23 protein-coding genes are annotated in these 25,721 nt (G+C 59.5%); 9 read left to right on the top strand and 14 right to left on the bottom strand.

Going from position 1 to position 25,721, the window contains the following annotated elements:
- Window positions 1-12: 12 nt before the first annotated feature.
- From RBB49_RS21145 to RBB49_RS21125, 5 genes are all read right to left on the bottom strand, one after another.
- Complete coding sequence (locus RBB49_RS21145) at window positions 13-1,380, bottom strand: glutamine synthetase family protein (RefSeq protein ID WP_306144882.1); 1,368 nt, start codon at window positions 1,378-1,380, stop codon at window positions 13-15.
- 97 nt (window positions 1,381-1,477) lie between these two features.
- Window positions 1,478-2,527 carry a TRAP transporter substrate-binding protein gene (locus tag RBB49_RS21140; RefSeq protein ID WP_306144881.1) on the bottom strand — a complete coding sequence of 350 codons (1,050 nt, stop codon included), beginning with the start codon at window positions 2,525-2,527 and terminating at the stop codon, window positions 1,478-1,480.
- 119 nt (window positions 2,528-2,646) lie between these two features.
- Window positions 2,647-3,987 (bottom strand): TRAP transporter large permease subunit, encoded by a 1,341-nt coding sequence (locus tag RBB49_RS21135; protein WP_306144880.1) that lies wholly within the window; start codon window positions 3,985-3,987, stop codon window positions 2,647-2,649.
- Window positions 3,987-4,583, bottom strand: a complete 597-nt coding sequence (locus tag RBB49_RS21130; protein ID WP_306144879.1) for a TRAP transporter small permease subunit — start codon at window positions 4,581-4,583, stop codon at window positions 3,987-3,989. Before RBB49_RS21130 ends, RBB49_RS21135 begins: the two co-directional genes overlap by 1 nt.
- Window positions 4,576-5,385, bottom strand: a complete 810-nt coding sequence (locus RBB49_RS21125) for an N-formylglutamate amidohydrolase (protein ID WP_306144878.1) — start codon at window positions 5,383-5,385, stop codon at window positions 4,576-4,578. Before RBB49_RS21125 ends, RBB49_RS21130 begins: the two co-directional genes overlap by 8 nt.
- 148 nt (window positions 5,386-5,533) lie before the next feature.
- Between RBB49_RS21125 and RBB49_RS21120 the strand changes: the two genes are divergently transcribed.
- The 8 genes from RBB49_RS21120 (at window position 5,534) to RBB49_RS21085 (ending at window position 13,044) form a co-directional block, all read left to right on the top strand.
- The gene (locus RBB49_RS21120; protein WP_306144877.1) at window positions 5,534-6,403 is read left to right on the top strand and encodes a MurR/RpiR family transcriptional regulator; all 870 of its coding nucleotides are present in this window, start codon (window positions 5,534-5,536) and stop codon (window positions 6,401-6,403) included.
- Between the two features lie 108 nt (window positions 6,404-6,511).
- Window positions 6,512-7,090 carry an NUDIX domain-containing protein gene (locus tag RBB49_RS21115; RefSeq protein ID WP_336623433.1) on the top strand — a complete coding sequence of 193 codons (579 nt, stop codon included), beginning with the start codon at window positions 6,512-6,514 and terminating at the stop codon, window positions 7,088-7,090.
- The gene (locus RBB49_RS21110; RefSeq protein ID WP_306144876.1) at window positions 7,083-8,717 is read left to right on the top strand and encodes a PhoU domain-containing protein; all 1,635 of its coding nucleotides are present in this window, start codon (window positions 7,083-7,085) and stop codon (window positions 8,715-8,717) included. Before RBB49_RS21115 ends, RBB49_RS21110 begins: the two co-directional genes overlap by 8 nt.
- Window positions 8,710-9,600 (top strand): GAK system ATP-grasp enzyme, encoded by an 891-nt coding sequence (locus tag RBB49_RS21105; RefSeq protein ID WP_306144875.1) that lies wholly within the window; start codon window positions 8,710-8,712, stop codon window positions 9,598-9,600. The genes RBB49_RS21110 and RBB49_RS21105 overlap by 8 nt, the downstream gene beginning before the upstream one ends.
- On the top strand, window positions 9,597-10,697 hold the full coding sequence (locus RBB49_RS21100) for an HprK-related kinase B (RefSeq protein ID WP_306144874.1): 1,101 nt from the start codon (window positions 9,597-9,599) through the stop codon (window positions 10,695-10,697). Before RBB49_RS21105 ends, RBB49_RS21100 begins: the two co-directional genes overlap by 4 nt.
- Window positions 10,694-11,395: a histidine phosphatase family protein gene (locus tag RBB49_RS21095; protein WP_306144873.1), complete on the top strand. Its 702-nt coding sequence runs from the start codon at window positions 10,694-10,696 to the stop codon at window positions 11,393-11,395. The genes RBB49_RS21100 and RBB49_RS21095 overlap by 4 nt, the downstream gene beginning before the upstream one ends.
- Before the next feature lie 27 nt (window positions 11,396-11,422).
- Complete coding sequence (locus RBB49_RS21090) at window positions 11,423-12,769, top strand: metallophosphoesterase (protein WP_306144872.1); 1,347 nt, start codon at window positions 11,423-11,425, stop codon at window positions 12,767-12,769.
- Window positions 12,769-13,044, top strand: coding sequence for an amphi-Trp domain-containing protein (locus tag RBB49_RS21085; protein WP_306144871.1), 276 nt, complete (start codon window positions 12,769-12,771; stop codon window positions 13,042-13,044). The genes RBB49_RS21090 and RBB49_RS21085 overlap by 1 nt, the downstream gene beginning before the upstream one ends.
- Before the next feature lie 20 nt (window positions 13,045-13,064).
- Here RBB49_RS21085 and RBB49_RS21080 read toward each other — a convergent pair whose 3' ends face one another.
- The 9 genes from RBB49_RS21080 to kynA form a co-directional block, all read right to left on the bottom strand.
- Window positions 13,065-14,225, bottom strand: coding sequence for a M56 family metallopeptidase (locus tag RBB49_RS21080; protein ID WP_306144870.1), 1,161 nt, complete (start codon window positions 14,223-14,225; stop codon window positions 13,065-13,067).
- The gene (locus tag RBB49_RS21075) at window positions 14,212-14,607 is read right to left on the bottom strand and encodes a BlaI/MecI/CopY family transcriptional regulator (protein WP_306144869.1); all 396 of its coding nucleotides are present in this window, start codon (window positions 14,605-14,607) and stop codon (window positions 14,212-14,214) included. The genes RBB49_RS21080 and RBB49_RS21075 overlap by 14 nt, the downstream gene beginning before the upstream one ends.
- Before the next feature lie 191 nt (window positions 14,608-14,798).
- Window positions 14,799-15,077, bottom strand: coding sequence for a DUF2160 domain-containing protein (locus tag RBB49_RS21070; protein ID WP_306144868.1), 279 nt, complete (start codon window positions 15,075-15,077; stop codon window positions 14,799-14,801).
- Complete coding sequence (locus RBB49_RS21065; protein ID WP_306144867.1) at window positions 15,077-15,874, bottom strand: carbohydrate ABC transporter permease; 798 nt, start codon at window positions 15,872-15,874, stop codon at window positions 15,077-15,079. The genes RBB49_RS21070 and RBB49_RS21065 overlap by 1 nt, the downstream gene beginning before the upstream one ends.
- An 11-nt stretch (window positions 15,875-15,885) precedes the next feature.
- Window positions 15,886-16,752, bottom strand: coding sequence for a carbohydrate ABC transporter permease (locus RBB49_RS21060; protein ID WP_306144866.1), 867 nt, complete (start codon window positions 16,750-16,752; stop codon window positions 15,886-15,888).
- Window positions 16,749-17,840, bottom strand: coding sequence for an ABC transporter ATP-binding protein (locus RBB49_RS21055; RefSeq protein WP_306144865.1), 1,092 nt, complete (start codon window positions 17,838-17,840; stop codon window positions 16,749-16,751). Before RBB49_RS21055 ends, RBB49_RS21060 begins: the two co-directional genes overlap by 4 nt.
- Before the next feature lie 12 nt (window positions 17,841-17,852).
- Window positions 17,853-18,917: an ABC transporter ATP-binding protein gene (locus RBB49_RS21050; RefSeq protein WP_306144864.1), complete on the bottom strand. Its 1,065-nt coding sequence runs from the start codon at window positions 18,915-18,917 to the stop codon at window positions 17,853-17,855.
- A gap of 125 nt (window positions 18,918-19,042) precedes the next feature.
- The gene (locus RBB49_RS21045) at window positions 19,043-20,779 is read right to left on the bottom strand and encodes an ABC transporter substrate-binding protein (protein WP_306144863.1); all 1,737 of its coding nucleotides are present in this window, start codon (window positions 20,777-20,779) and stop codon (window positions 19,043-19,045) included.
- 455 nt (window positions 20,780-21,234) lie between these two features.
- Window positions 21,235-22,089, bottom strand: coding sequence for a tryptophan 2,3-dioxygenase (gene kynA / locus RBB49_RS21040; RefSeq protein WP_306144862.1), 855 nt, complete (start codon window positions 22,087-22,089; stop codon window positions 21,235-21,237).
- A 255-nt stretch (window positions 22,090-22,344) separates the two neighbouring features.
- Between kynA and RBB49_RS21035 the strand changes: the two genes are divergently transcribed.
- Complete coding sequence (locus RBB49_RS21035) at window positions 22,345-25,683, top strand: DUF2126 domain-containing protein (protein ID WP_306144861.1); 3,339 nt, start codon at window positions 22,345-22,347, stop codon at window positions 25,681-25,683.
- Window positions 25,684-25,721 lie beyond the last annotated feature (38 nt).

The raw sequence follows: 25,721 nt of genomic DNA, 5'->3' as shown, positions 1-25,721 counted from the left end.
ACCTGAACAGTTCTAGGCCCGTTCGAAACCCCGGGCGATTTCGTAGTCCGTGACCGCCCGGTCGAATTCCTCGATTTCCCATTCCGCAGCCCGCGCATAGTGATCGATCACCGCGTCGGAAAAGGCTTCGCGCAGAAACTTCGATTTGCGCAGCGTTTCGCGCGCATCGCGCAAGGTGTGCGGGATTTCCCGGGCCCTGCGATTTTCATAGACATCGCCCGTCGTTGGAGGATCGAGCGGCAGTTTCTCTTCCAGTCCCTTGATGCCTGCGGCGATCAGTGCGGCCAGCGCAAGATAGGGGTTGAGATCCGACCCGCCAATCCGGCACTCGACCCGGAGTGCCTTGGTGCCTTCACCGCACAGGCGGAAGCCGGCCGTGCGGTTGTCGACCGACCAGACCGTCTTGGTCGGTGCAAACGTGCCTTTCTGGAACCGCTTGTAGCTGTTGATGTAGGGCGCCAGGAAATAGGTATAGTCCGGGGCGTATTTGATCAGGCCGGCAAGGTAGTGGCGCATCATGTCCGACATGCCCAGCTCCGCCTTGTCGTCGCAGAAGACATTGTTGCCTTTCGTGTCGAACAGCGAGTGGTGCACGTGCGAGGACGAGCCGACCTTGTCGCTGCGCCACTTGGCAAGGAAGGACACCGACCGTCCCTTCGCCCAGGCAATCTCCTTGACGGCGTGTTTGGCAATCGTGTGATACTCGGCCGTATCGAGTGCAGGCGCATATTTGATGTTGAGCTCTTCCTGCCCGGTTTCGGCCTCGCCCTTGGTGTTTTCAACCGGAATGCCCGCACCGAAAAGACCGTTACGGACGGGACGCAACACGTCCTCTTCCTTGGTCGTTTGCAGGATATGATAGTCCTCGTTATAGCCGGAAATCGGCTCGAGATCGCGGAAGCCTTCCTTGCGGATCTCGTCGAAGCTTTTCTCGAACAGGAAAAATTCAAGCTCGGTCGCCATGATCGGCGTCAGCCCCATGTCGGCGAGCCGGGCGACCTGCGCCTTCAGCATCGCGCGCGGCGAATGCGGAACGTCTTCGTGGGTGTGGTGATCCTGGACATCGCACATCACCATGGCCGTGGCTTCCAGCCACGGAACCTTACGGAGGCTCGACAGGTCCGGTTTCATCACATAGTCGCCGTAACCGCCCGACCAGCTCGTCGAAGCATAGCCCTCGACCGTGTACATCTCGATGTCGGTCGCCAGCAGGTAGTTGCAGCAATGGGTTTCGTCATAAGCCGTATCGACGAAATGCTGGGCATGGAAACGCTTGCCCATCAACCGTCCCTGCATGTCGACGATACACGCAAGCACCGTGTCGATCTCGCCGGATGAGACCAGCGTCTTCAGTGCGTCAAAGGTCAGGTTGCCAGGCATTTTTCGAAGTTCCGGTTTCAGGGCAGGATTGATTTGTGGATCTGTCCCTGGCCCCGGCGCTTGTGCCGGGACCAGGAAGCTTCTTGCTTAGCCGATATTAGCTGTAGCGGTAAGGCCGTCCGGCCTTCTGCATGTCGGCATTGTACTTCTTGAAGATCTCGACGACCTTCGCCTTGACGGGAGACTCGGACGCGATTTCGTCCCAGAAGGCCGTTGCGGCTTCTTCAACCGTTGCCCACTGAGCATCCGGAATGGTTGTGAGTTCCATCTTGGTGCCGTTGACGCGCAGGGCTGCTTCACCGCCCCAGTACCACCACTGGCGATAGTAATGCGAGGCATCCATGGCCAGCTGAAGCATGGTCTTCAGGTGGTCCGGAAGCTCGTTCCAGCGTTCCATGTTGGCGAAGAACGACCCGGCCCAGGCGCCGGAGATGTTGTTCGTCAGGAAGTAGTTGGTCACGTCCGCCCAGCCGACCGTGTAGTCTTCGGTGATACCCGACCAGGCGATGCCGTCGAGTTCTCCGGTCTGAACCGCAACCTCGATGTCTTCCCAGGGAAGTGTGACCGGAACCACGCCGAACTGGCTCATGAAGCGGCCCGCGGTCGGGAAGGTGAAGACGCGCTTGCCCTGAAGGTCTTCAAGAGAGCGGATCGGGTCCTTGGTTGCAAAGTGGCAGGGATCCCACGCGCCGGCGGAGATGTGCTTGACGCCAACCTTGGAGTATTCCTCTTCCCAGATTTCCTTCAGGCCGTACTGATTGAACAGCACCGGCACGTCGAGCGAGTAGCGGGATGCAAACGGGAAGTATCCGCCGAACACGGTGACTTCCGTCGGAGATGCCATGGAATCGTCATCGGACTGTACGGCGTCGATCGTTCCCTGCTGCATGGCACGGAAGAGCTCGCCGGTCGGCACAAGCTGATCGGCGGTGAAAAGCTCGATTTCCATCTCACCGTTTGCGGCCTTGTTGAAGGCATCGATATGCGGCTTGATGACATGCTCGGCCAGAGCCGGACCCGCATAGGTCTGCAGGCGCCACTTGATCGGCGACTGGCCGTGAACGGCAGGTGCTGCCAGTGTCGTTGCTCCGGCGGCGGCGACCGTGCCGACACCTGCTTTTTTCAGAAAATCACGTCTGTTGGTCATATCTAGTTCCCCTGGTTGTTGATCAAGTTCCAAGCGGCCTGACCGTTGCCGGTTCTTTCGTTGCCACAGTAAAAGTCCGTTTCCCCCGGACAGTCTTTTTATTGTCCCGCATCGCCCGGTCACCTTCCATAGACGAGGTCAGGCAGCCAAAGGGCGATCTGCGGGAATGCCATCACGAGCGCCAGCGCGAGGGCCATCACGAGGACAAACGGCGTGATCGAACCGTAGATGTCCCGCATGGTGATGTCCTTGGGCGCCATCGCCCGCATCAGGAAGAGATTGTAGCCGAACGGCGGCGTCATGTAGGCAATCTGCGTGGTGATCGTGTAAAGCACGCCGTACCAGATAAGCACATCTGTCCGCGGCATACCGAGATCCAGTGTTCCGACCAGCGGCACATAGAGCGGCGCCACGATCACCAGCATTGCCGTGTCGTCCAGAAAGGTTCCCATCACAAGGAACGACAGCTGCATCAGGATCAGGATCATCCAGGGCGACAGGCCAAGCTGATCGGTAAAGAGGTTCTCGATGGCCTTGACCGCACCCAGACCGTCGAAGACGGCACCAAAGCCGAGAGCCGCGAGGATAATCCACATGAACATGCAGGAAATGCCAAGCGTGTTTTTCAGGCACAAGAGCAAGATGTCCCACGTCATCCGGCGGCGCACGACCGCGGCAAGCAGTGCCGTCAGCGCACCGATTGCCGAGGCTTCGACGAGACTGGTCTTGCCCATCACGAACGGGACCATCATCGACGCGAAGATCACGATCGGCAGGATGCCGGCCAGCAACAGGCGGTACTTCTCGTCCTGGGAGGCCGCCCGTTCGTCCCTGGTCAGCGCCGGACCGAGTTCAGGCTGAACCCGGCACCGGATCGCGATATAGATCACGAACATGGCTGCCATCATCAGTCCGGGCACGGCGCCGGCAAGCCAGAGCTGCCCGACGGGCGCCCGCGCAATCATGGCATAGAGCACGAGCACCACCGATGGCGGCACCAGGATCCCGAGCGACGACCCGGCCTGGATCACCCCCGTGACCATGCGTTTGTCGTATTTCCGTTTGAGCAGTTCCGGCAGGGCGATTGTCGCCCCGATGGCCATCCCGGCGACGGAAAGACCGTTCATGGCCGAAATCAGCACCATCAGGAGGATCGTCCCGATCGCGAGACCGCCATTGATCGGTCCCATCCAGACGTGGAACATCTTGTAGAGATCGTCGGCGATCTTGGTTTCCGACAGCACGTAACCCATGAAGATGAACATCGGCAGCGTCAGCAACGGATACCATTTCATCAGCTTCATGGCCGCGGAAAAGGGAATGTCCCCGCCACCTGTTCCCCACAAGAGAAGCGCTGCGACGGAAGCAATCCCGCCGATTGCACCGAAGACACGCTGACCTGTCAGCAGCATCAGCATCATCGACGAGAACATGAGAAGAGCGATCATCTCATACGACATCAGATCGTCTCTCCCTTGATGCGGGCAATGTCTTTGAGCAATTCGGCAACGACCTGCAAAAGCATGAGAAAAAAGCCAAGGATCATGATCAGCTTGACGGGCCACAGATAAGGCCGCCAGGCGGTCGGGCTGCGCTCGATATAGCCAAGCTTTTCACGCGCCGCCTCCGGTCCGCCCGTCAGGAAGGACCCGATGAGATCGGCATAAAACGCAAAGGGCTCCTTGCCGAAATATCCAAGCGAATAGGCGAAGGAATTCAGCGCGCCGTAGAGCAGCACGCAGAGATAGAAGATCAGCAGCAAGACCGTGAACGCATCGAACCAGGCTTTTTTCTTCAGGCTCCATTCCGCGTAGAAGAGGTCCATTCTGACATTCGATCCCAGTTGGATCGAATAAGGACCGCCGAGCACGTAGTAGGCGACCATCGCGAACTGCGCCACTTCCAGCGTCCAGAGCGACGGGTTGAAGAATGTCTTCGAAATCGACGACCACAGAAGAATGGCGGCCATGATGAAGACGCCCCACATGACGGCCTTTCCGAGGCCGCGATTGAAGCCGTCGACGACCCGGACATAGACGCGCGCCGCCTTAAGCATCGGCACCTCCCGCCGCAACGGTCCCGTCGGCGGGCACCCCGGTGTGCATCGCCTTTGACAGCAACGGTGCCAGAAGATCGGCCCAGCGCGTTTCCTGGTCCGGTGTCGTGATCTCGTCGTTCCGGATCTCGATCATCAGACAGGGCAGCTGCCGGTCTTCGCCATGACGGTGGATCGTGTAGTAGACGCCGTCGGATGGGGCATAGGGTTCGTTGTCGCCGACCGTCAGGCCGCCGCGCGTTGCAAGTCCGGCCAGAACCGGCTCGGCCAGGCTTCGGTCCGTGTCCGATATCAGCCCGATCTCCCACGGGCGGCTCTTCCCCTTGTAGACAGGCGTGAAGGAGTGGACCGAAACCACGGCGGTGGCAAGCCCGCGCGCACGCCGCGCCTCGATGACCTCGTCGATCGCCTTGTGAAACGGCCGGTGAACAAGATCCAGCCGGAACGATTTTTCGGCCTCGGGCAGATTTCTGTTGCCGGAAATTTCAGTGGTTTCGCTCAGGCTCGGAATAAGATCTTCCCGGTCCTCGTCCCGATTGCAATCGATGATCAGACGCGAAATCGTGGTGTGGACGAGCGGCGAATCGAGCCGGTCCGACAGCCCTTTCGCAACACCCAGCGCGCCCGGGTCCCAGGAGATATGCGCGGACTTTTCCGCTTCCGAAACGCCAAGACACTGATCGTAGGGAGGTGGAAAATGGTTGGATGCGTGGTCGCAGACGAAAACAAACGCGCCATTGCCGGCGGCGTTTTCGATCGCCACGGCCCCCGATGACACGCCGTTTTCAGGGCTTTCACCCATTCCCTGTTCCCCTTGAAAATCCGCTGGCGAATTTTGTAACGTTTATTACAGGATTGCCGCTTGATCCGAATTCTGTAATATTTGATACGAAGATTGGTGCCGCTGTCAAATGAAAATAACCGTCCGCGGCCAAAAGCAGGCCAAACACATGGAACGCCCTCTCCTGGAAGACATTCGAGACCGCCTCGACGAATTCACGGCCACGGAAAAAAAGGCCGCGCACGCGCTGATGGCGAACTATCCCGTCCAGGGCCTTGGAACGGTTGCGCAGTTCGCCGAAGCAGCCGGCGTCAGCTCGCCGACCATCCTCCGCTTTATCGGCCGCCTTGGTTTTCCGGGCTTTTCGGAGTTCCAGAAAAAGCTCAGGAGCGAACTTGAAAGCCAGCTGAACTCGCCGCTTGCACGCAGCGCCACGCTCGAAGCGGAACAAGGAGGAGACCCTCATGTTTCCCAGCTGCTGGAAAACGTGCGCGAAACCTTCGAGAACCTCCCCCGGGGCGAACTGGATGGACTGATCCGGCTTTTGTCGGACGAGAAACGAACGCTCCACCTGATCGGCGGCCGCTTTACCGACGGGCTCGCCCGCTATACGGCAGCCCATCTCAGGATCGTACGCTCCGGCGTCAATCACATCGCCGGCCAGCAGGGCAACTGGCTGGATCAGTTGCTGGGCATGAGTCCGCGCGATGTGGTCCTGATTTTCGACATTCGCCGCTATCAGACCGAGATCATCCAGTTTGCCGAGGCTGCCGCAAGACAAGGTGCGACCGTGGCGCTGGTGACGGACAGCTGGATGTCGCCCGTCGGCCGCATCGCCAGCTTCGTGCTGCCTGCAAGGGTCGCCGTGCCCTCCCCCTGGGATTCATCCCTGGCACTGATGGCGATCTCCGAGGTCCTGATCGCCGGTGTCACGCGTGAAAATCAGCAGCGTGCCCAAGAACGGATGCGGGCACTTGAGACCTTGCGAAACGAGGTCGACCCGACAACGGAAAGCCGGTCGTCTGGGCCGGATATCTGACATTCCGCGCAAATCGCACGTGCAGACAAAGTCTTCGCCTGGCAACGTTTCTTCACAACATTTGAGACGTCGCGGCGTCTTTCGAGGCGAGACTCAACTATACTCGACATGCGCATGCGGCGATTGGCGCCGCCCGCAGCATCGAACCGCGGTATGGGTGCGCCCGGGACCTCGATGCGGCTGGAGGGAGACGGAGCGATTTCTGCCAAAGACAATCCGAATCACCCTGTTTTCAGACCGGGCATCCGGTCCACGCCGCGTGCCTTTATCCTGAGCGGGCAAAATTTATTGGTTCAGGAAAAACAACACCCTGTGAAAGGCAGATACTTCACCCTGCCCGGTGGAAAACAGGAACCCGGAGAAGACCTCGTCACAGCCCTCAAACGAGAGTGCCGGGAAGAAATCGGGGTGGATGTTTTCGTGGCAGAATTGCTGCATGTCGCTGAAGTATATCGGGAAAAGTCGGGCGGGACCGAACTCCAGCACCAGCTCGATTTCATCTTCACGTGCCGTGTTCCGGACACATACGAACCCCGGCTCGGCCCCGCGCCCGACCCGCATCAGACAGCAACACGCTGGATTTCGAGTGAAGACGCTCAGCATCTGCGTCCGGTTTATGTCACAAAACTGTTTTCACTTGGCTGTAGGCGGAACCCCGAAGTCTATCTCGGACCATTCAATGACTAACGTGCCAAAAACCATCCGGGAAAATCTCCACTTTCTGTGCGCGGAGATCGACGGCCAATTGCTTCAGCTCGAAGCCTTCTTCAGGACACCGACCATTGCGCACGCCAGGCGCATTCTGGATCGCGCCGGCTATGCGCACAATCTCAAGTCGCGCATACACGCCGCCTGTATCCGGCAACTTGCGAACACAAAAACGGGCAATCGCAAGCACCTGACGCTTCGCAGCCTGGAATTCATCGCAACCGATCTTCAGCGCATTGCCAATCTCGCCCGCCTTTCCCTGCGCCACGTGGAACGGATCGACACGTTCGAGACGCTTGTGCCGTCTCGCTATCCGGCGATGATCCGGCTTGTCCGCAAGGGAGTGGGCAAGATCGAAGCGGCCTTCTTGGGCAACGACAGCGAGCAGGCAATCGAGATCGGCGAGTTGCAGAACAGGATCGAGGCCGACTACCGGAAGCTGTTCAAGATTTATACCCGGGGCATGCGTGAACCCAAATTGCGGCCGGCGGATATTGCGAACAGCCTGCTGGTGGCCAATGAATTTCAGAGAATGGGCCAGTCGCTTAAGTCCATCAGCGAGGCAGTGATTTCAGCCAATATCGGGCAAGCGGTTAATCTGGAACGGTATTTTGCGCTCCAGAATCTCATGTCGGATCTCGACACCAACGGCACCGGACTGAAGATCGAGACAATCGCCGAGACCCGGTCGGGCAGTTCCATCTCCGCGATCAAGGACAGGAAAACGGAAGAAGTTGCCGCGGTCTTCAAGGACGGCGAGAAGACCAAGGTGAAGGAAGAGCGCCAGGGAGTCAAAAGCTGGCACGCGATCTATCCCGGCCTTGCACCCAAGATCCTGTCCTACGAAAAACGCGACCAATCGGCTGCCCTTCTGATCGAACATCTGCCGGGCATGACTTTCGAACAGATCGTCCTGAACGAGCCCGCCGAACATTGCGAAAAGGCGCTCGCCTGCCTTTCCAGAACGCTGAAGGATGTCTGGAAACAGACGAAAATGCAGGAACCGGCCGAACTCGGAAGTATGCAGCAACTGGTCAGACGTCTGGAAGAGGTTCGGCGCGTCCATCCGGAATTCAGGGACACACCCGTCCGGTTTGCCGGACAGAAGATCCTCTCGCTGGACAGCATCGTCCAGGAAGCAGCTAATCGGGAAGCCGCGGTTTCCGCGCCCTTTTCCGTCTATATCCATGGCGACTTCAACGCCGACAACATCATTTACGATCAGGAGGAGAACCGCGTCCATTTTGTCGACCTGCACCGGTCGCGCTACATGGACTACGTTCAGGATGTCTCGGTTTTCATGGTTTCGAACTACCGGCTTCAGGTCGTCGACCGCGAGACCCGCCGACGCATCATGCAGTCGTCTCTGACGCTTTATAACGCGGCAAAAGCCTTTGCCCGCAAGCAGGGTGACGACACGTTCGACTTTCGCCTTTCGCTCGGCCTCGCCCGTTCCTTTGCCAGCTCCACCCGCTTCATTTTCGACAAGCAGCTCGCACGGCGCATGTGGCTCAGAGCCCGCTATCTGATCGAACGGACCATTGCATGCCCGGCAGGCGATGAAGCCAGGTTTCGTGTCCCCGTGAAGGAGATCTTCATTGACTGACCTGAAAATCGGCGTCGTCGGCATCCCGGGCAAGTGGTCGACTGAGGTGCTTGCGGATGCGCTGGAGAAACGGACCGGATTCCGCTGCGTGATCGACATGGCAGAGGTGGCGTTGGACCTGGAAGCGCGGTCCCTGAAGTCCGGCAGCCAGGACCTTTGCCAGCTGGACGGACTGGTCATCAAGAAGATCAGCGAGGAATACAGCCCCGCGACGCTTGACCGGCTTGAGATGCTGCGCATAGCCGAAAGCGCCGACGTCAGGATCTTCTCCAGGACGGCATCCATTCTTGGTCTTGTCAATCGCCTGAGCTGCACCGTGACCCTGTCAAACGCCGGTATCCCGATGCCGGCCACCTGCGTGACCGAAAGCGTAGCGGAGGCCCTCGCAGCGGTGGAACGCTTCGGCAGCGCCGTCTTCAAGCCGCTGTTTTCGACCAAGGCGCGCGGCATGACGCTCATGGACGCCGCCTCGGACGAAGACACGCTCAAAGGAAGCATTGCCGCGTTCAAGGCGGAAAACCCCGTGATGTACCTGCAGCAAAAAGTGAACTTGTCCGGCCGGGATCTCGGCATGGTGTTTCTGGCTGGCAAGTACCTTGGAACCTATGCCCGGGTCGCCCAGACGGACAGCTGGAACACCACGATCCATCATGGCGGAAAATATGAGCCCTTTGACGCGGACGAGGATCTGATCGAGCTGGCAAGACGTGCACAGGCTCCCTTCGGGCTGGACTTCACAACTGTCGATATCGGCCTGACGGACAATGGCCCGGTCGTCTTCGAGGTCTCTGCGTTCGGAGGTTTCCGGGGGGCACTGGAGGGCGCCGGCATCGACGCGGCCGACCTTTATGCCGACCATGTGATTGCAAAGGTGCGTGGATGAACGAAATCTCCGTCCAGGACGTCGTCGACGCGCTTCGGCCCCAACGCGCGACCAGCACCTGCGATCCCGTGTGCCTCGGTGTCGGCGGCTTTGTGATTGAAGTCCGCTGCACCTCACAGGCGCTGCTGGCTGAATTGCTCAGATACTTCCAGCACGTCATCACCGTGCCGACCGACCCCGATCTCACGGTCCATGTGCTCAATCCGATAGACCTGCCCTTTGACGTAGAATTCAACGACTGGGCGCGGGAACCCGGCAAGGCAGGACGCAAGGACGCGATTGCCGATCTTGCCGATGGACGCCTTGTCCTGAAAGTCCGCACCGGTCTCCGCTTCCTTCAAGCACCTGGTTGGGCAGTTGCCTTCGGTCCGGTCGAGGATCATCCCAATCAGGTCATCAATTTCATCAACACCCAGATCCTCAACAAGTTTCAGCGCGAGGACTGGGTTGCCTGTCACGCGGCGGCGGTCAGAACAGCGGGTAAGGGTCTGGCGATTTCAGGCCTGTCCGGCGGCGGCAAGTCGACGACAATGCTCCGCCTGATGGAAGTCGCGGGCACCCAATACGTGACCAATGACCGGCTGCTCGTGCGCGCAACCGGCAAAGGCGCGGAGGCCCTCGGCATCCCGAAACTGCCGCGCATCAATCCGGGCACGATTGTTACAAATTCGCGCCTTGCCGGGCTCATCGACGAGGACCGGGAAGATGAGCTCAGGAACATGGAGCAGGACGAACTCTGGCACCTGGAAGAAAAGTATGACCTCTTCATCGATGATATCTACGGACCCGGGCGCATTTCCCATGACGCACAGCTGACCGATTTCTGGGTTCTGAACTGGTCGCGCAACAGCCGTGCGCCGACTGCGGTATCAAGGGTCGATCTGCCGCAAAGAACGGACCTGCTTTCCGCCATCATGAAAAGCCCGGGACCGTTTTTTCAGACAAGGGAAGGACCCTTCTGGACCGACAGCACACCCCTCGATCCCGGCGCGTATCTCACTGCGCTGGAAGGTGTCCGGATCTGGGAGGTCACCGGACAGATCGACTTCGACGCCCTGTTTGATGCCGGTGCAGAACTTCTGGGCGGTGATCAATGAACGACCGGTTCGCCATCCTGCTGCGCCACGGCGCGTATCACCAAAAGCCTGGCGCTCCAAGCGCCCTGCAGCCATATGGCCTGACGGCGTCCGGACAAGACCAGGCAAGGGCAGCCGCCAATGAAGTCACCGGTTTGGCCGAAGCAGAGGGTTGGCAGATCCATCCGGAGATCATTTGCTCGCGCCAGCAAAGGGCCTGGCAAACGGCAGCAACGCTGGCAGCCGAACTGACCACCACAACCGGTCAAACCTTCCACATTCTCGAAGACGAAGCGCTTGCCGAGAGAAGTGTCGGTGCGTTTGCCAATCTGACAATTGCCGAGATCGAAGACATTCTGGATCAGGATCCCAGATACGTGCGACCGCCGCAAAACTGGAAATCCGACAGCCACTACAGGCTCCCCGTACAGGGTGCGGAGAGCCTCATCGAAGCGGGCGCGCGCGTTGCGCAATGTCTTCGCTTGCACACGGACGGATCACCCGGGCCCACCGGCCCGGATACCTGGATTTTCGTCGGCCATGGTGCCTCGCTGCGACACGCGGCGCATCACCTCGGTGTCCTCGGCCTGGAGGACATTCGCCGCCTCAGCATGCATCACGCCAGACCCGTCGTGCTGAAACGCACACATGAGGGAACCTGGCATCACCACAGTGGCAGCTGGAAAAAACGCCAGTCGCTCGAAACCGCTCTCGACTGACGTGGAAGCAAGGGTACAGACCCACAAATGACCAACAATCCCTCGATACCGCTCCTCCCGCCTATCGCCCCTGGCACGGCTGCCGATCTCGGCATCCCGGAGAACTGCGTTCCCTGGCCCCTGGATGCCAATCCGGACCGCATGGTCGCGGGCGGCCCGGCGCCCGATCTTGCCAACAGCCTTTCGAAAGTGAATGCACTCGGTCCATGGGACTGGCCGGACAAACCGGTCGTCTTCATATCGGACCTGCATGCCGATGCGGAAAGCCTGCTCAGGTCCCTTGTTGCCGCACGCGTGATCCTGCGCACCGGTCAAGGGCTGGATGATTTTGAGCTGACCACCTTCGGCAGAGGTTGCCAGATCATCATCGGCGGCGACTGTCTCGACAAGGGTCCGAGCAATCTCGACCTGCTTGATTGTCTCGCGTCGCTGATGAGAGCTGGGCCGGACATCGTGCTGCTCGCCGGCAATCACGACCTGCGCCTTTATCTCGGACTGCAATCGCTGACGGTGAAACGGGGATCGCTCAATGCACACATGTTTGTGCGCATGGGCAAAAAGGTTCTGCCGCTTCTGCGGGAGGTCTTCGACAGGCATGTCGACTGGCAAAGGCAAGAGCCCGGCCTGCCGGACGAGAAGGCGTGCCTGCGTCTGATGATCCCCGGCAAGAAATGGACGAAGAACTTCCCGGCGATGGCTGCCAGGTATCTGAACGAGGCAGCCGTGCGCAAGGAAATGCGCCGTTTGAGGAAAAAGACCGAGAGATTCGCCGACCACGCCGGGGAAGCCGGCCTGTCGATCCGCCAGCTCTACGCGGCGGCGCTGGCCTGCCGCGACCTCTTTGTTGAACCGTCCGGTCGCTATGCCTGGTTCTTCAGGAGCATGAAGGCGGTTCACCAGAGCGGCTCCCTGCTCTTCGTGCATGCCGGGATCGATGACAGCATGGCGGCCCAGATTTCGGCAAAAGGCATCACCCATGTGAACCGGCGCTTTCGCAAGGAAAGCAGAAAGGACCCTTTTGTCTTCTATTCCGGAACGGTTGCCAACCTGATGCGCACGAAGTATCGGGACATCGACCATCCGCTGACGCAACGGGGCGTTGACGAGCTGCATCTGGCAGGGGTCAAGATGCTGGTCCACGGTCATGTCAACCGTCACCGGGGCCAGGAACTCAATACCAAGCACGGCCTGCTCCATCTGGAAGCCGACATCACGCTTGACCGGCATTCCAGAAGGTCAGAAGGTCTGGACGGTATCGGAACGGGAGCGACGATCATTCATCCGGACGGCAACATCATCGGCATCAGCTGCGACTATCCCCATGCGAAACTGTTCGACCCGCACCAGTTCCTCAAACAACACGGGCTGACCTGATGATGGAACGCAAGGGCCGTTTCCGGCACCAATCCCTGCAGGACAAGAAATCCATCCTGAAAATGCTGGATGCATTGAAACGCGGCATCTCCAAGGGTGAGATCGCGTTCGGCGACGATACCGGCGACATCACCCTGGAGCCGCACGGCCTGATGAACCTCAGGGTCACTGCCACAAACGAGGATGGTCAGTCCCGGCTGGACATGCGCATCAGCTGGACCAATGACAGCCAGGAAAAGCAGGACGTCGGCAAACTGAAGGTGAAGGGCGGGTAGCATGACCCGCCCGACAGTTCTTACCTGAGCGGGCGTTGTCCGAAGGACGGTGTCGATCTGTCCATGCGGTCCAGATTGATGATCGTCGACAGCATGATCCGGTCCTGGCTCCAGTCCGCAGGCTTCTGGATGGACAAGGCGGACAGAAACACGATTGCGACCATCGGCAGAACGGCAAGGCAGACAAAACTCCAATGCGGCTGCATGCGGTCCTTTTCCAGAAGGGCCTCGACACGGCGGCGGAGCTTCTGCGCGGGTGACCTGCGCAGGAACCGGTCCTGCACCTCGATCAGCGCAACGGCGGCGACATTGCCGACCTTGTCCTTTGCGGCAAGGTTCTCACGGCGTCTCAGGCCAGCCTGTGCCGCACGCAGCAGACACATGCAATAGGATCTCAGATCGACATCCCCCGCATCGGTCACCTTCTGGTCGCACGCAAGCTCCCGAAGGCGCTCGACCTCGGACTTCCAGAGATAGAAGAACGGGTTCCAGAAGAAGAATGGCCGCAGGAATTCGAGCCCGATTTCCCAGCTGACATCGCCCTGGCGCAGGTGCTGGAATTCGTGCTTCAGCACGAATTTCAGATCATCAGGTTTCGCAAGCAGCTCCGACGGGATCACCACGTAATGCCGCGTCAGGCCTCTTGCCGAAAACGGCACAAGCGCATGATCTGACAGAAGCAGGTGCAAGCGCCCTGACCGACGCCAGGAATGGCACCCGGAAAGCATCCGCTTAAGGCGCACGACGTTGAGGCCCAGACGCGCCGCGAAAAACGCGAAACCCGCCAGCAGGAACGCGCCAATTGCCATGCCGACACCCGGTGCAAAAGAAACGATGCTTTCCGTCACGCGGCTGCGAAGCCCGAGCAGCGATTGAAAGTCTTCCGCCGGGATTGCAATGCCGCCGCGCAGATATTGCGAGACGGCATAGTCCGCGAGATTGAGCGTCCCGGCAACCGGAACGACCTTTGCGACCTGCATGTGTTGATAGACGGCGACCGCGAGCGGCGACAGCACCATGACCGCGAACAGGCCATTCAGGATGGCCAGCTGATAGTTGAACGCGAGTTTTCTGCCGAACCGGTTCAATGCCAGCTTTGCGGCGAGCCAGATGATGGCCGTGAGGGCCAGCGTAATGTTCAGATCGACATATATGTCGAATACCTGGTTAAGTAGCGTCATCTGTCCTCCTCCTGTCCAGTAACGCTCTCATTTCCTCCAGATCGTCGTTCGAGAGTTCGTATTCGTCGACGAGCCTTGCCACGAGTGACGCAGGCGTGCCGTCGAACAGTTTTTCAGATAGATTTCTCAGGGAACGGGACTGGTAGGTGTCCTTGGTCAGCCGAGGGGTATAGATGAATGTTTTGCCTTCTTTCCGGCTGTCCACGAAGCCTTTTTCATCCAGGATCCGCATGATGGTTGCACAGGACGTGTAGGCAAGCTGTCTGTCCGATGGCAGCGATGCGAGAATGTCCCGCACGGAGCCCTCGCCGAGCTTCCAGAGTTCGGTCATGAACTCCAGTTCGACTTCGGTCAGAAACTCGTTGCTTTTACGCTTTCTCATTACAGCCCTGTGCCGATTGAGGATTGGATGTGGCGCGGGCCATGCCCCAAAAGATCTTTGTGATGTTTTGATTGCATGCCCCGGAACCTATTCATGCACGATTGCTTCGAAATTACTATCGCTTTAGCCGCTCGTGTCCGTTTTCTTCTGTTGGCAAGGGCCGCACATACGCTCGTGCAGCCGGTTGCATGTCACACCTTCCAGAAACAGAACACGCCCCAGCCGATGCTGAGCGCGAGCGGCCACCACAGCGGATTGCCCATCAGCCCGAGCCAGGCCAGGAAGATATAGGCCGTGCCCAGAAGGGTGATGAAGAGACGGTCGCCCCGTGTCGTCGTCAGGCCAAGGACGCCGCGGCGGGCAGCACCGCCGGGATACCTGATTTCGAGCACGGTCAAGAGACCGATTGCGGAGAATATGCCGACGAACAGCAGCGCCGTCGGCCAGGTCCATGCCATCCAGCCGAGCATCAAACCCTCCCCAGGGCAAAGCCCTTGGCTATGTAGTTGCGAACAAAATAGATGACGATGGCGCCGGGAATGATAGTCAGGGTCCCGGCGGCCGCCAGCAGCCCGAGTTCATAGCCCGCGGAGGAAGCGGTCCGGGTCATGACGGCGGCAATGGGTTTCGCCTCGACGGCAGTCAGTGTCTTGGACAGCAGCATTTCCACCCACGAGAACATGAAGCAGAAGAAGGCCGCCACACCAACGCCAGACTTGATGGCAGGCAGGAAGATGGTCACGAAGAAACGCGGAAACGAATAGCCGTCCACATAGGCGGTCTCGTCCAGTTCCTTCGGCACGCCGCTCATGAAGCCCTCGAGGATCCACACGGCGAGCGGGATGTTGAACAGGCAGTGCGCAAGCGCAACGGCCAGATGCGTGTCGAACAGTCCAACAGCCGAATACAGCTGGAAGAAAGGGAGCGCGAACACGGCAGCCGGTGCCATTCTGTTTGTCAGCAGCCAGAAGAAGAGCTGCTTGTCGCCCACGAACGAGTACCGGGAGAAGGCGTAGGCCGCCGGCAGCGCGACCATGACCGAAATCACGGTGTTCATGGTCACGTAGATGATGGAGTTGATGTAACCCCAGTACCATGTCGGATCGGTCAGGATCTCGGTGTAGTTCTCGAACGTCCAGGTTTGCGGGAACAGCGAGAAGCCGGCGAGGATCTCGTTTGTGGTTTTGAAACTCATCGCGACGAGCCAGTAGATCGGCAGCATCAGGAAGAGGATGTAGAGCGCGGGAACCAGGCTTTTCAGACGCATGATCGGTCTCCTCAGTTCTTGTTATCGTTCAGTGTCATCAGCGTGTAGAACAGCCAGGAGACAAACAGCGTGATGGCAAAGTAGATGAGCGACATGGCAGCTGCCGGTCCGAGGTCGAACTGACCGAGAGCAATCTTCACCAGATCGATGGAGAGCAACGTGGTGGAATTGCCCGGTCCGCCACCGGTCAGAACGAACGGCTCGGTGTAGATGTTGAAGCTGTCCATGAACCGCAAGAGGATCGCAATGGTCAGAACCGTCTTCATCTTTGGCAGCTGGATGAACCGGAACACGGCCCAGTTGGATGCACCGTCGATTTCCGCAGCCTGGTAATAGGCATTGGGGATCGACACCAGCCCGGCATAGGCGAGCAGCACCACGAGCGACGTCCAGTGCCAGACATCCATGACGATGATCGTGACCCAGGCCGCGAACGGATCCTGCGTCATGTCGTAGGACAGACCCAGCGTGTGGTTCATGAAGTAGCCGAGCAGGCCGATATCGGGCAGCGTGAAGATGTTCCACATCGCGCCGACGACGTTCCACGGGATCAGCATAGGCAGGGCCATGGTCACGAGACAGAACGGCACCCATGGTCCCTTTTTCGGCATGGAAAGCGCGATCGCGATGCCGAGCGGAACCTCGATGATCAGGATCAGGAACGTGAACAGGAACTGGCGTCCGAGCGCGTTGTGAAAGCGCTCCGAGGTCAGGACCTGTTCAAACCAGTCCAGGCCCTGCCAGAAGAACAGGTTGTCACCAAAGGTCTCCTGGACGGAATAGTTCACCACCGTCATCATAGGAATGAGCGCATTGAATGCGACCAGCAGGAGCACCGGTGTCACGAACCACCATGCGCGTTGATTCTGGGTCTTCACTGGACACCCTCCCCAGGCGTGCTTGCCAGCCAGCCGTCTTTGTAAAGCCGGGTCTGGGATTGCTTGAACGCGAGTTTGATGGAATCGCCGGCATTCGGCGCGTCGCCTTCAAGGATCGCGTGAATACGTCGGTCTCCGGCCATGGCCTCGACCACCTTGTGGCGTCCGACATCGGCGACCTTGCGCACTTTGGCGTCAAGACCTGATCCATTGCCGGAAACCGAGACGAACTCGGGCCGGATGCCGATTTCTGCCGCACCATCGGAGTTGCTTTGAACAGGACCTTCGAGACGGATCAGTTCGTCACCGAAGAACGCCCCGCCGTCGCGCACGTCGCACGGCAGCACATTCATGCCCGGCGAACCGATGAAGTGACCGACAAATGTATGTGCGGGACGTTCGAACAGTTCGACCGGTGTTCCGATCTGCACGATCTCGCCCTCCTGCATGACCACGACCTGATCGGCAAAGGTCAGGGCTTCCGTCTGGTCGTGGGTCACGTAGATCATGGTCGCCTTCACCCGCTGGTGCAGTTCCTTGAGCTTGGACCGCAGCTTCCACTTCAGGTGCGGGTCGATCACGGTGAGCGGTTCATCGAACATCACCACGTTGACGTCCTGGCGCACCAGTCCGCGGCCCATGGAGATCTTCTGCTTGTTGTCGGGCGACAGGTTCGCGGCGCGCGTGTTCAGCATGTCGGTGACCTCCAGCATCTCCGCGATGGCGGTGACCCGTTCCTTGACGGTGGCCTCGTCCCGGCCGCGATTGCGCAGCGGGAACGCCAGGTTGTCGTAGACTGTCATCGTGTCGTAGATGACCGGGAACTGGAACACCTGCGCGATGTTGCGCTGTGCCGGGGGCAGCGACGTCACGTCCTGATCGTCGAACAGGATCTTGCCTTCGGACGGCACCAGCAGCCCGGAGATGATGTTGAGGAGCGTGGACTTGCCGCAGCCCGATGGCCCGAGCAGGGCATAGGCGCCGCCGTCATTCCAGGTCAGGTCGATTTTCTTCAGGGCATAGTCGGCATCGCCCGATGGATTGGGACTGTAGCTGTGCCGAAGGTTGGAGAGCGTTATTTGTGCCATGACATTCTCTCCTCAGGCCACCAATGCGCCGTCGGGCGCAAAGAAGAAACAATGGCTCGGGTCCAGGTAGAACGCGTGGACTTCGCCGACGAAATAGGGATGAACGCCCGGCGACAGCGAGACCCAGGACTGACCCTGGAGATCGAAATGGGCGCTGCTCTCCGATCCGCTCAGTTCCGTGACCTGGACGTGGCCGTCCAGGCGAACCGAATGCGCGGGGGTTTCCACCGGCATGACATGGTTCGGCCGGATCGCCAGCGTGTAGGGACCGTCCTTGAGGCCGGCGACACTCGCCGGCGCCTGCCATCGGATACTCTCCGTAAGCACGACCATGTCACCCTGTTTGGTGACAGGGGCGGTGTTAATCGGCGGATTTGAAAAAACCTTGGCGGCGTCGAGATCTTTCGGCTTTCGGTAGATTTCAGACGTCGGGCCGAACTGGACCACGTTTCCGTCCGTCATAAGCGCCGTCTTGCCGCCGAGCAGCAGGGCTTCTTCGGGTTCGGAGGTCGCATAGACCACGACCGCGCCGCGGCCTGCGAACAGATCGGGCAGCTGGTCGCGCAGTTCCTCGCGCAGCTTGTAGTCGAGGTTGGCAAGCGGTTCGTCGAGAAACACCGCATCGCTTGTCTTGACGATGGCGCGCGCCAGCGCCGTGCGCTGCTGCTGACCGCCGGAAAGCTCATGCGGCTTCCGGTTTAGATAAGGTTTCAGCCGGAGCAGATCCGCGGCTTCTTCCACCCTGCCCTGGATCTCCGACTTGGCGACACCGGACACTTTCAGCGGCGAGGCGATGTTGTCGTAGACCGACATGTGCGGGTAGTTGACGAAGAACTGGTGCACGAGGCTGATATTACGCTTCTGAGCCGACAGTTTCGAAACGTCCTTGCCGTTCAGAATGATCTGTCCGGAGGCAAGGCCATCCAGTCCGGCCATGAGCTTGATGAGCGACGTTTTGCCGGCTCCGGTCTCACCCAGGAGAACGTTGAACTGGCCGGGTTGAAGCGTCAGGCTCGTGTCCTTGATATGGGTGATACCCTGGACCTGCTTGGTGACGTTTTTGAGTTCAAGAGACATGTATTCTAGCCCGCGTCCGGACAGGGCATTCCATGGAAGCGTCGTGCTTCGTGCCCGTCACATTCGGATCGGTGATGGACCGGGGACGAGCCCCGGCCCAGACGAGTCAGGTGTTACACTTTTGCTTACTGACCCCAGCGGGCAACAAGCTCGTCGTAGTTGACGGTGACACCCTGCGGCTTCTCGTTGTCGAGCTTGGCCTTCGGAGCACCCGGCTTGGACAGCCAGACCTGCGGGTCCTGCGGCTCGTTGAGACGCGGTCCGCAACCGCCGTAGACGTTGGCGCGTTCGTCAGCCTGCTGCATGCGGGCCATGACGATGTCCATTTCTTCGGCAAGACGATCCATCGCTTCCTGCGGCGTGAAGGCGCCGGAGTTCACGTCACCGATCTGCTGCCACCAGATCTGCGCCAGCTTCGGATAGTCCGGAACGTTGACGCCGGTCGGCGACCAGGCCACACGGTCGGGCGAACGGTAGAATTCGACCAGACCACCCAGCTTCGGTGCACGCTCGGTGAAGGATTCGTGGTTGATGGTGCTGTCGCGGATGAACGTCAGACCCACGTGGCTCTTCTTGGTGTCGACGGTCTTGGACACGACGAACTGGGCGTAGAGCCAGGCTGCCTTGGCGCGGTCTTCCGGGGTGGACTTCAGGATGGTCCAGGAACCCACGTCCTGATAACCGACCTTCTGGCCTTCTTCCCAGTAAGGACCATGCGGGCTCGGTGCCATGCGCCACAGCGGCGTGCCTTCATCGTCAACCGTGTTGTTGCCTTCCGACTTCGGCTTCACCATGTCGGCTGTGAACGCGGTGTACCAGAAGATCTGCTGGGCAACGTTGCCCTGGCTGAGCGCCGGCAGGGACTGGTAGAAGTCGAAGCTGGCAGCACCCGGAGGCGCGTAGTTGCGCAGCCACTCGTCCCACTTGCGGATCGCGTAGACGGCCGCAGGACCGTTGGCCGCACCGCCGCGCGACACGGACGCACCGACCGGATTACAGGTACCCGCTTCCATGCGGATGCCCCATTCGTCGACCGGAATGCCGTTCGGCTCACCCTTGTCGCCCGCACCGGCCATGGAAAGCCAGGCATCGGTCATGCGCCAGCCGAGGTCGGGTGCACGCTTGCCGTAATCCATGTGACCGTAGATCGTGACGCCGTCGATTTCCTTGACATCCTTGGAGAAGAACTCCGCGATGTCCTCATAGGCCGACCAGTTGACCGGCACGCCGAGATCGTAGCCGTACTTGTCCTTGAAGGCCGTCTTCAGGTCTTCACGGTCAAACCAGTCCTTGCGGAACCAGTAGAGGTTCGCAAACTGCTGGTCGGGCAGCTGGTAGAGGTCGCCATCGGGTCCTGTCGTGAACTGGGTGCCCATGAAGTCTTCAAGGTCGAGCCCCGGGTTGGTCACGTCCTTGCCGTTGCCTGCCATCCAGTCGGTCAGGTTGTAGGCAAGCTGCAGGCGGGAGTGCGTTCCGATCAGGTCGGAATCGTTGACATAGGCGTCGTAGAGGTTCCGGCCGGTCTGCATCTGGGTCTGGACGGCCTGAACGACCTCGCCCTCACCAAGGATCTGGTGATTGACCTTGATACCGGTGATTTCCTCGAATGCCTTTGCGAGAACTTCCGACTCGTAAGAGTGCGTCGGAATGCCTTCGGACAGGACGTTGATTTCCATGCCATCGAACGGTTCCGCTGCCTTGATGAACCACTGCATCTCGGCAAGCTGCTCGTCCTTGGACAGAACGGACGGCTGGAATTCCTGGTCGATCCACTTCTGTGCCGCTGCTTCATCGGCATAAGCAGATCCTGCTCCCGCAAGTACAGCACCGGCTGCAACTGCGGAGAGTAGATACTTGCGCATCTTCATCTCCTCCCATGTGAGTATGAAAGCCGTTTGTAACCGGCTCGTCATACTTGGTCACACCGTTGCCACGATGTCAAACTAAATATTTAGTAGGTATTTTTTTCGGGGGCGTAAAAAAATAAGGCTTTGAATTTACTTATTTATTTATATCGAAAACTTGTTTGTCGGGCCGGTTCATACGGCCCTTTTTTAGTGCCAACCAACGCAGTGTGGCACAATTTTGACATTTCACATAGCGCAAATTTCGATTTCGCTTCTTTCGCTTCAGCATCGAATTAGCTTCATTCGGGCTTCATTTTGCAGTGCAAACGAAAAAAGGAAACCGAATTTCGCAACGCGGCATCCCGTTTGAAACAGTGTCCGGTGAGTCGAGCAAGGCAGTTCAGGCGGCACGGACCCCGCATGCGAGGGGCCTGTCAACAACATGGCAATGCATCGATGGGGCGGCCCCGTCAGAGCACGGTCCTGACACGCCAGAGCTCGGGAAAGAGTTCGACCTCGAGCATGCGTTTGAGATAGGAGACACCGCCGGTCCCGCCGGTTCCGCGTTTGAAGCCGATGACCCGTTCCACGGTCGTTACATGGTTGAAACGCCAGCGCCGGAAATAGTCCTCCAGATCGACCAGCTTTTCACCCACCTCGTAAAGACCCCAATACCGGGACGGATCGCGGTAGACGGCCTGCCAAAGGTCCTCGACCGCATCAATGGCGACATGAGGCGCGGATGCGGGTACCGAGACGCATTCGTCCGGCAGAGTGAACCCCTGCCGGCAGGCGAATTTCAGAACAACCTGGTAGAGCGTCGGATTTTCCAGCTCGCTCTCAAGAAGCGCAATTCCGTCCGGATCGTGCTCGTGCGGCTTGGTCATCGCGATATTGCGGTTTCCCAGAACGTATTCGATCAGCCTGTACTGGAGTGACTGGAAACCCGACGACTGGCCAAGCGCGTCGCGAAAGCGGGTGTAGTCGCTCGGTGTCATGGTTCGCAGCACGTCCCAGGCGGAATTGAGCTGTTCCATGATCCGGCTGACCCTGGCGAGCAGCTTCATTGCCTCGGGCAACCGGTCATTGTCGATGGCATCGCGCGCCGCGTATAGCTCATGCAGCATGAGCTTCATCCAGAGTTCCGACGTCTGGTGCTGAATGATGAACAGCAGCTCATCGGGCGCATCGGATAACGCTTTTTGCGCCGTCAGGATCTTTGAAAGGCCGAGATAGTCACCGTAGGACATCTTGTCGGAGAACTTCATTTCCGCGCCGTCATCCGCCGGATTGTAGACTTTGCCGGGTTCGTTTTTATCGCTCATCAGGACGTCTCACTCAGGACTGCGAAGGACATTTCGCACCGGCCGGCCGGATGTCGTCACTCTGACGAAAATGCGGCCCGCGCTGAAAATTCATAACGGCAAGTGGCTCGTAACGAAAGGTTGCCGGCACCGTCGGATCAAAGGCAGGTCATCGCAAACACATGTCTGAATTGGCAAAGAAACACGTGGTGCGGTGCGTCAAAGTGTGAAACGCTACACGCCGTTTTTCCAGCCCAGGGTGATCAGGGTCATCGCATGTCCATCAGAGCAAGTATCTATCATCTCACGCACTACCGCTATGACCGACCGGTTACGCTCGGGCCGCAGATCATCAGGCTGAGACCGGCTCCGCACAGCCGGACGCGGGTCCTTTCCCACTCGTTGAAAGTCTCTCCAGGTGGCCATTTCGTCAATCATCAGCAAGACCCCTACGGCAACTGGCTTGCCCGGTTCGTCTTTCCCGAGCCGGTGCGAGAATTCAAGATCGAAGTCGACCTGACAGCGGACATGTCCGTCTACAATCCGTTTGATTTCTTCGTGGAAGAAAACGCCGAATATTGGCCGTTCGAATACCCGGAAGAGCTGCGGGACGATCTCCAGATTTATCAGCGCGTGGAAACGCCCGGTCCGCACCTCCAGAAATTCCTTGATGCCGTTCCAAGGGAAAAACAGAAGACCATCGATTTCATCGTCGCGCTGAACGCAAGCGTTTCAAAGGAAGTCGGTTACGTTATCCGCATGGAGCCGGGCGTGCAGACGCCGGAAGAAACCTTCGAGCGCGGCACCGGTTCCTGCCGCGATTCAAGCTGGCTGCTTGTTCAGGCGCTGAGACATCTCGGCTTTGCCGCGCGCTTTGTCTCGGGCTACCTGATCCAGTTGAAGCCGGACCTGGAAGCCCTCGATGGGCCATCCGGCACGGACCACGATTTCACCGATCTGCACGCCTGGGCGGAAGTCTATCTTCCCGGCGCGGGCTGGATCGGGCTCGACCCGACCTCGGGGCTCCTGACCGGCGAGAGCCACATTCCGCTGGCGGCAACCCCGCATTACAGCAACGCGGCGCCCATCGTCGGAATGGCAAGCGCCGCCGATGTCGACTTCTCCTTCGATATGACGGTCTCCAGGATCGCGGAACATCCGCGTATCACCAAACCGTTTTCCGAAGAGGCCTGGACCGACCTCAACCGGCTTGGAGAGGATGTCGACCGCATCCTGAATCAGGAAGACATTCGCCTGACAATGGGCGGAGAGCCTACCTTTGTCTCCATCGACGACTTCGAGGCAGCGGAATGGAACACCGACGCCGTCGGTCCGACGAAGCGGGACCTCGCCGACAAGCTTATCCGCCGCCTCCGGACGCGCTTCGCGCCGGGCGGCTTCCTGCACTACGGGCAGGGCAAATGGTATCCCGGCGAGACGCTGCCGCGCTGGACGTTTTCCCTCTACTGGCGGCAGGATGAAAAACCGATCTGGCGTGATCCCGGGCTGATCGCCGCCGAAGGCGCGGACACGGGCGCCGATGCCGGACAGGCCGAAGCGCTTCTGAACGAAATCGCCGACCGGCTGGAGCTGGATGCGGGCTACGTCGTGCCTGCATACGAGGACCCATCGGTCTGGTTGATCAAGGAAGCCAATCTTCCGGAAAACGTGACTCCGGACAATTCAGAGCTGGAAGACGCCGAAGCAAGACACCGGATTGCCCGCGTCTTTGACCGCGGCCTGACGAAGCCGGCCGGCTACATCTTGCCGGTACAGCGCTGGCAATCGAAATCGACCGAACAAAGATGGCGGTCGGAGCACTGGAAACTTCGCCGCGATGCCCTGTTCCTCGTGCCCGGCGACAGTCCGGTCGGCTATCGTCTGCCGCTGGAATCCCTGCCCTACGTTCCGCCAGCCCAATATCCCTATACAAACATCGCCGATCCGACCATTCCGCGCGATCCGCTTCCCGAATTTTCCGCAGAGCCGCGTTCCGACAGGCGTCAGGGTGTCGCCCACTTCACCGCCGGCGGACAAACGCAGGACAGACGCGAGCAAGGGCAAGGGCAAGCGGAGGGTGAAATCAGTGACGCGTCCGTAAGGACGGCGCTGTCTGTCGAACCCCGTGACGGACGGCTTTGCGTCTTCATGCCGCCGGTCGAACGCCTCGAAGACTATCTGGAACTGATTGCCGTTGCTGAAGCAGCCGCGGCGGACCTGAACCTTCCCGTTCATATCGAAGGCTACCCGCCCCCGCCCGATCCGCGCATGAATGTCATCCGGGTTGCACCGGATCCCGGGGTCATAGAGGTCAATATCCATCCGGCAGGGAGCTGGAAGGAATGCGTCGAGATCACCGAAGGTGTCTACGAGGAAGCACGGCAGAGCCGCCTCGGCGCCGACAAGTTCATGATCGACGGCAAACACACCGGCACCGGCGGCGGCAACCATGTGGTGATCGGCGGCGCGACGCCGCTTGACAGTCCGTTCCTCCGGCGGCCCGACCTGCTCAGAAGCCTCGTGCTCCACTGGCAGCGCCACCCGAGCCTGTCCTATCTCTTTTCCGGTCTCTTCATCGGCCCGACCTCGCAGGCCCCGCGTGTGGACGAAGCCCGGCACGACGGACTCTACGAACTTGAGGTCGCGCTTTCCCAGATCCACCGTCCCGGCGAAGGCGACGCTCCGTTCCCCTGGTTGCTCGACCGCTTGTTGCGGAACCTCCTGGTCGATGTCACCGGCAACACGCACCGCGCCGAAATCTGCATCGACAAGCTCTATTCGCCCGATGGCCCGACAGGCCGCCTCGGCCTTGTCGAGTTCAGGGGATTTGAAATGCCGCCGGACCCGCGCATGAGCCTGGCGCAGCAACTCCTTCTGCGCGCGCTTGTCGCCCGGCTCTGGCAGCATCCGCTTTCCGGCAATCTCACGCGCTGGGGCACAACGCTGCACGACCGCTTCATGCTTCCGCATTTCGTGTGGGCGGATTTCATGGATGTGCTCCGCGATCTTGAACACCACGGCTTTGCGATGCGTCCGGAATGGTTCGAGGCCCAATGCGAATTCCGCTTTCCCTTCTGCGGGGAAATCGAGGTTGAAGGCGTCCAACTGGAATTGCGTCAGGCGCTGGAACCCTGGCACGTGCTTGGCGAAACCGGCGCGATCGGCGGCACCGTCCGCTATACCGACAGCTCCACGGAACGGCTTCAGGTCAAGCTGTCGGCGAGCGACCAGGAACGCTATGCCGTAACCTGCAACCGCCGGCTGATTCCACTCAAGAAAACGGAGACCAACGGCATCGCGGTCGGCGGTGTCCGCTACAAGGCCTGGCAGCCTGCGATGGCTCTGCACCCCGTCCATCCGGTCGATGCGCCGCTGACCTTCGATATCTTCGATCGCTGGAGCGGCCGCGCCATCGGCGGCTGCGTCTATCACGTGGCGCATCCGGGAGGACGCAACTACGACACGTTCCCGGTCAATGGCAACGAGGCCGAAGCCCGCCGGCTCTCGCGGTTCGAGCCGCATGGCCACACACCCGGGCTTTACACGCCGCAGACAGAGCACCCGCACCCGGAGTTTCCATTGACCTTGGACCTCAGACGCCCTGTGGGTGTATAAGGCTCTTTCGGCTTTGAAAGACCCGATATGGGAATAGT

It is taken from the genome of Roseibium sp. MMSF_3412, assembly GCF_030733265.1.
Taxonomy (GTDB): Bacteria; Pseudomonadota; Alphaproteobacteria; order Rhizobiales; family Stappiaceae; genus Roseibium.
This window is presented reverse-complemented; position numbering and strand designations above follow the sequence as displayed.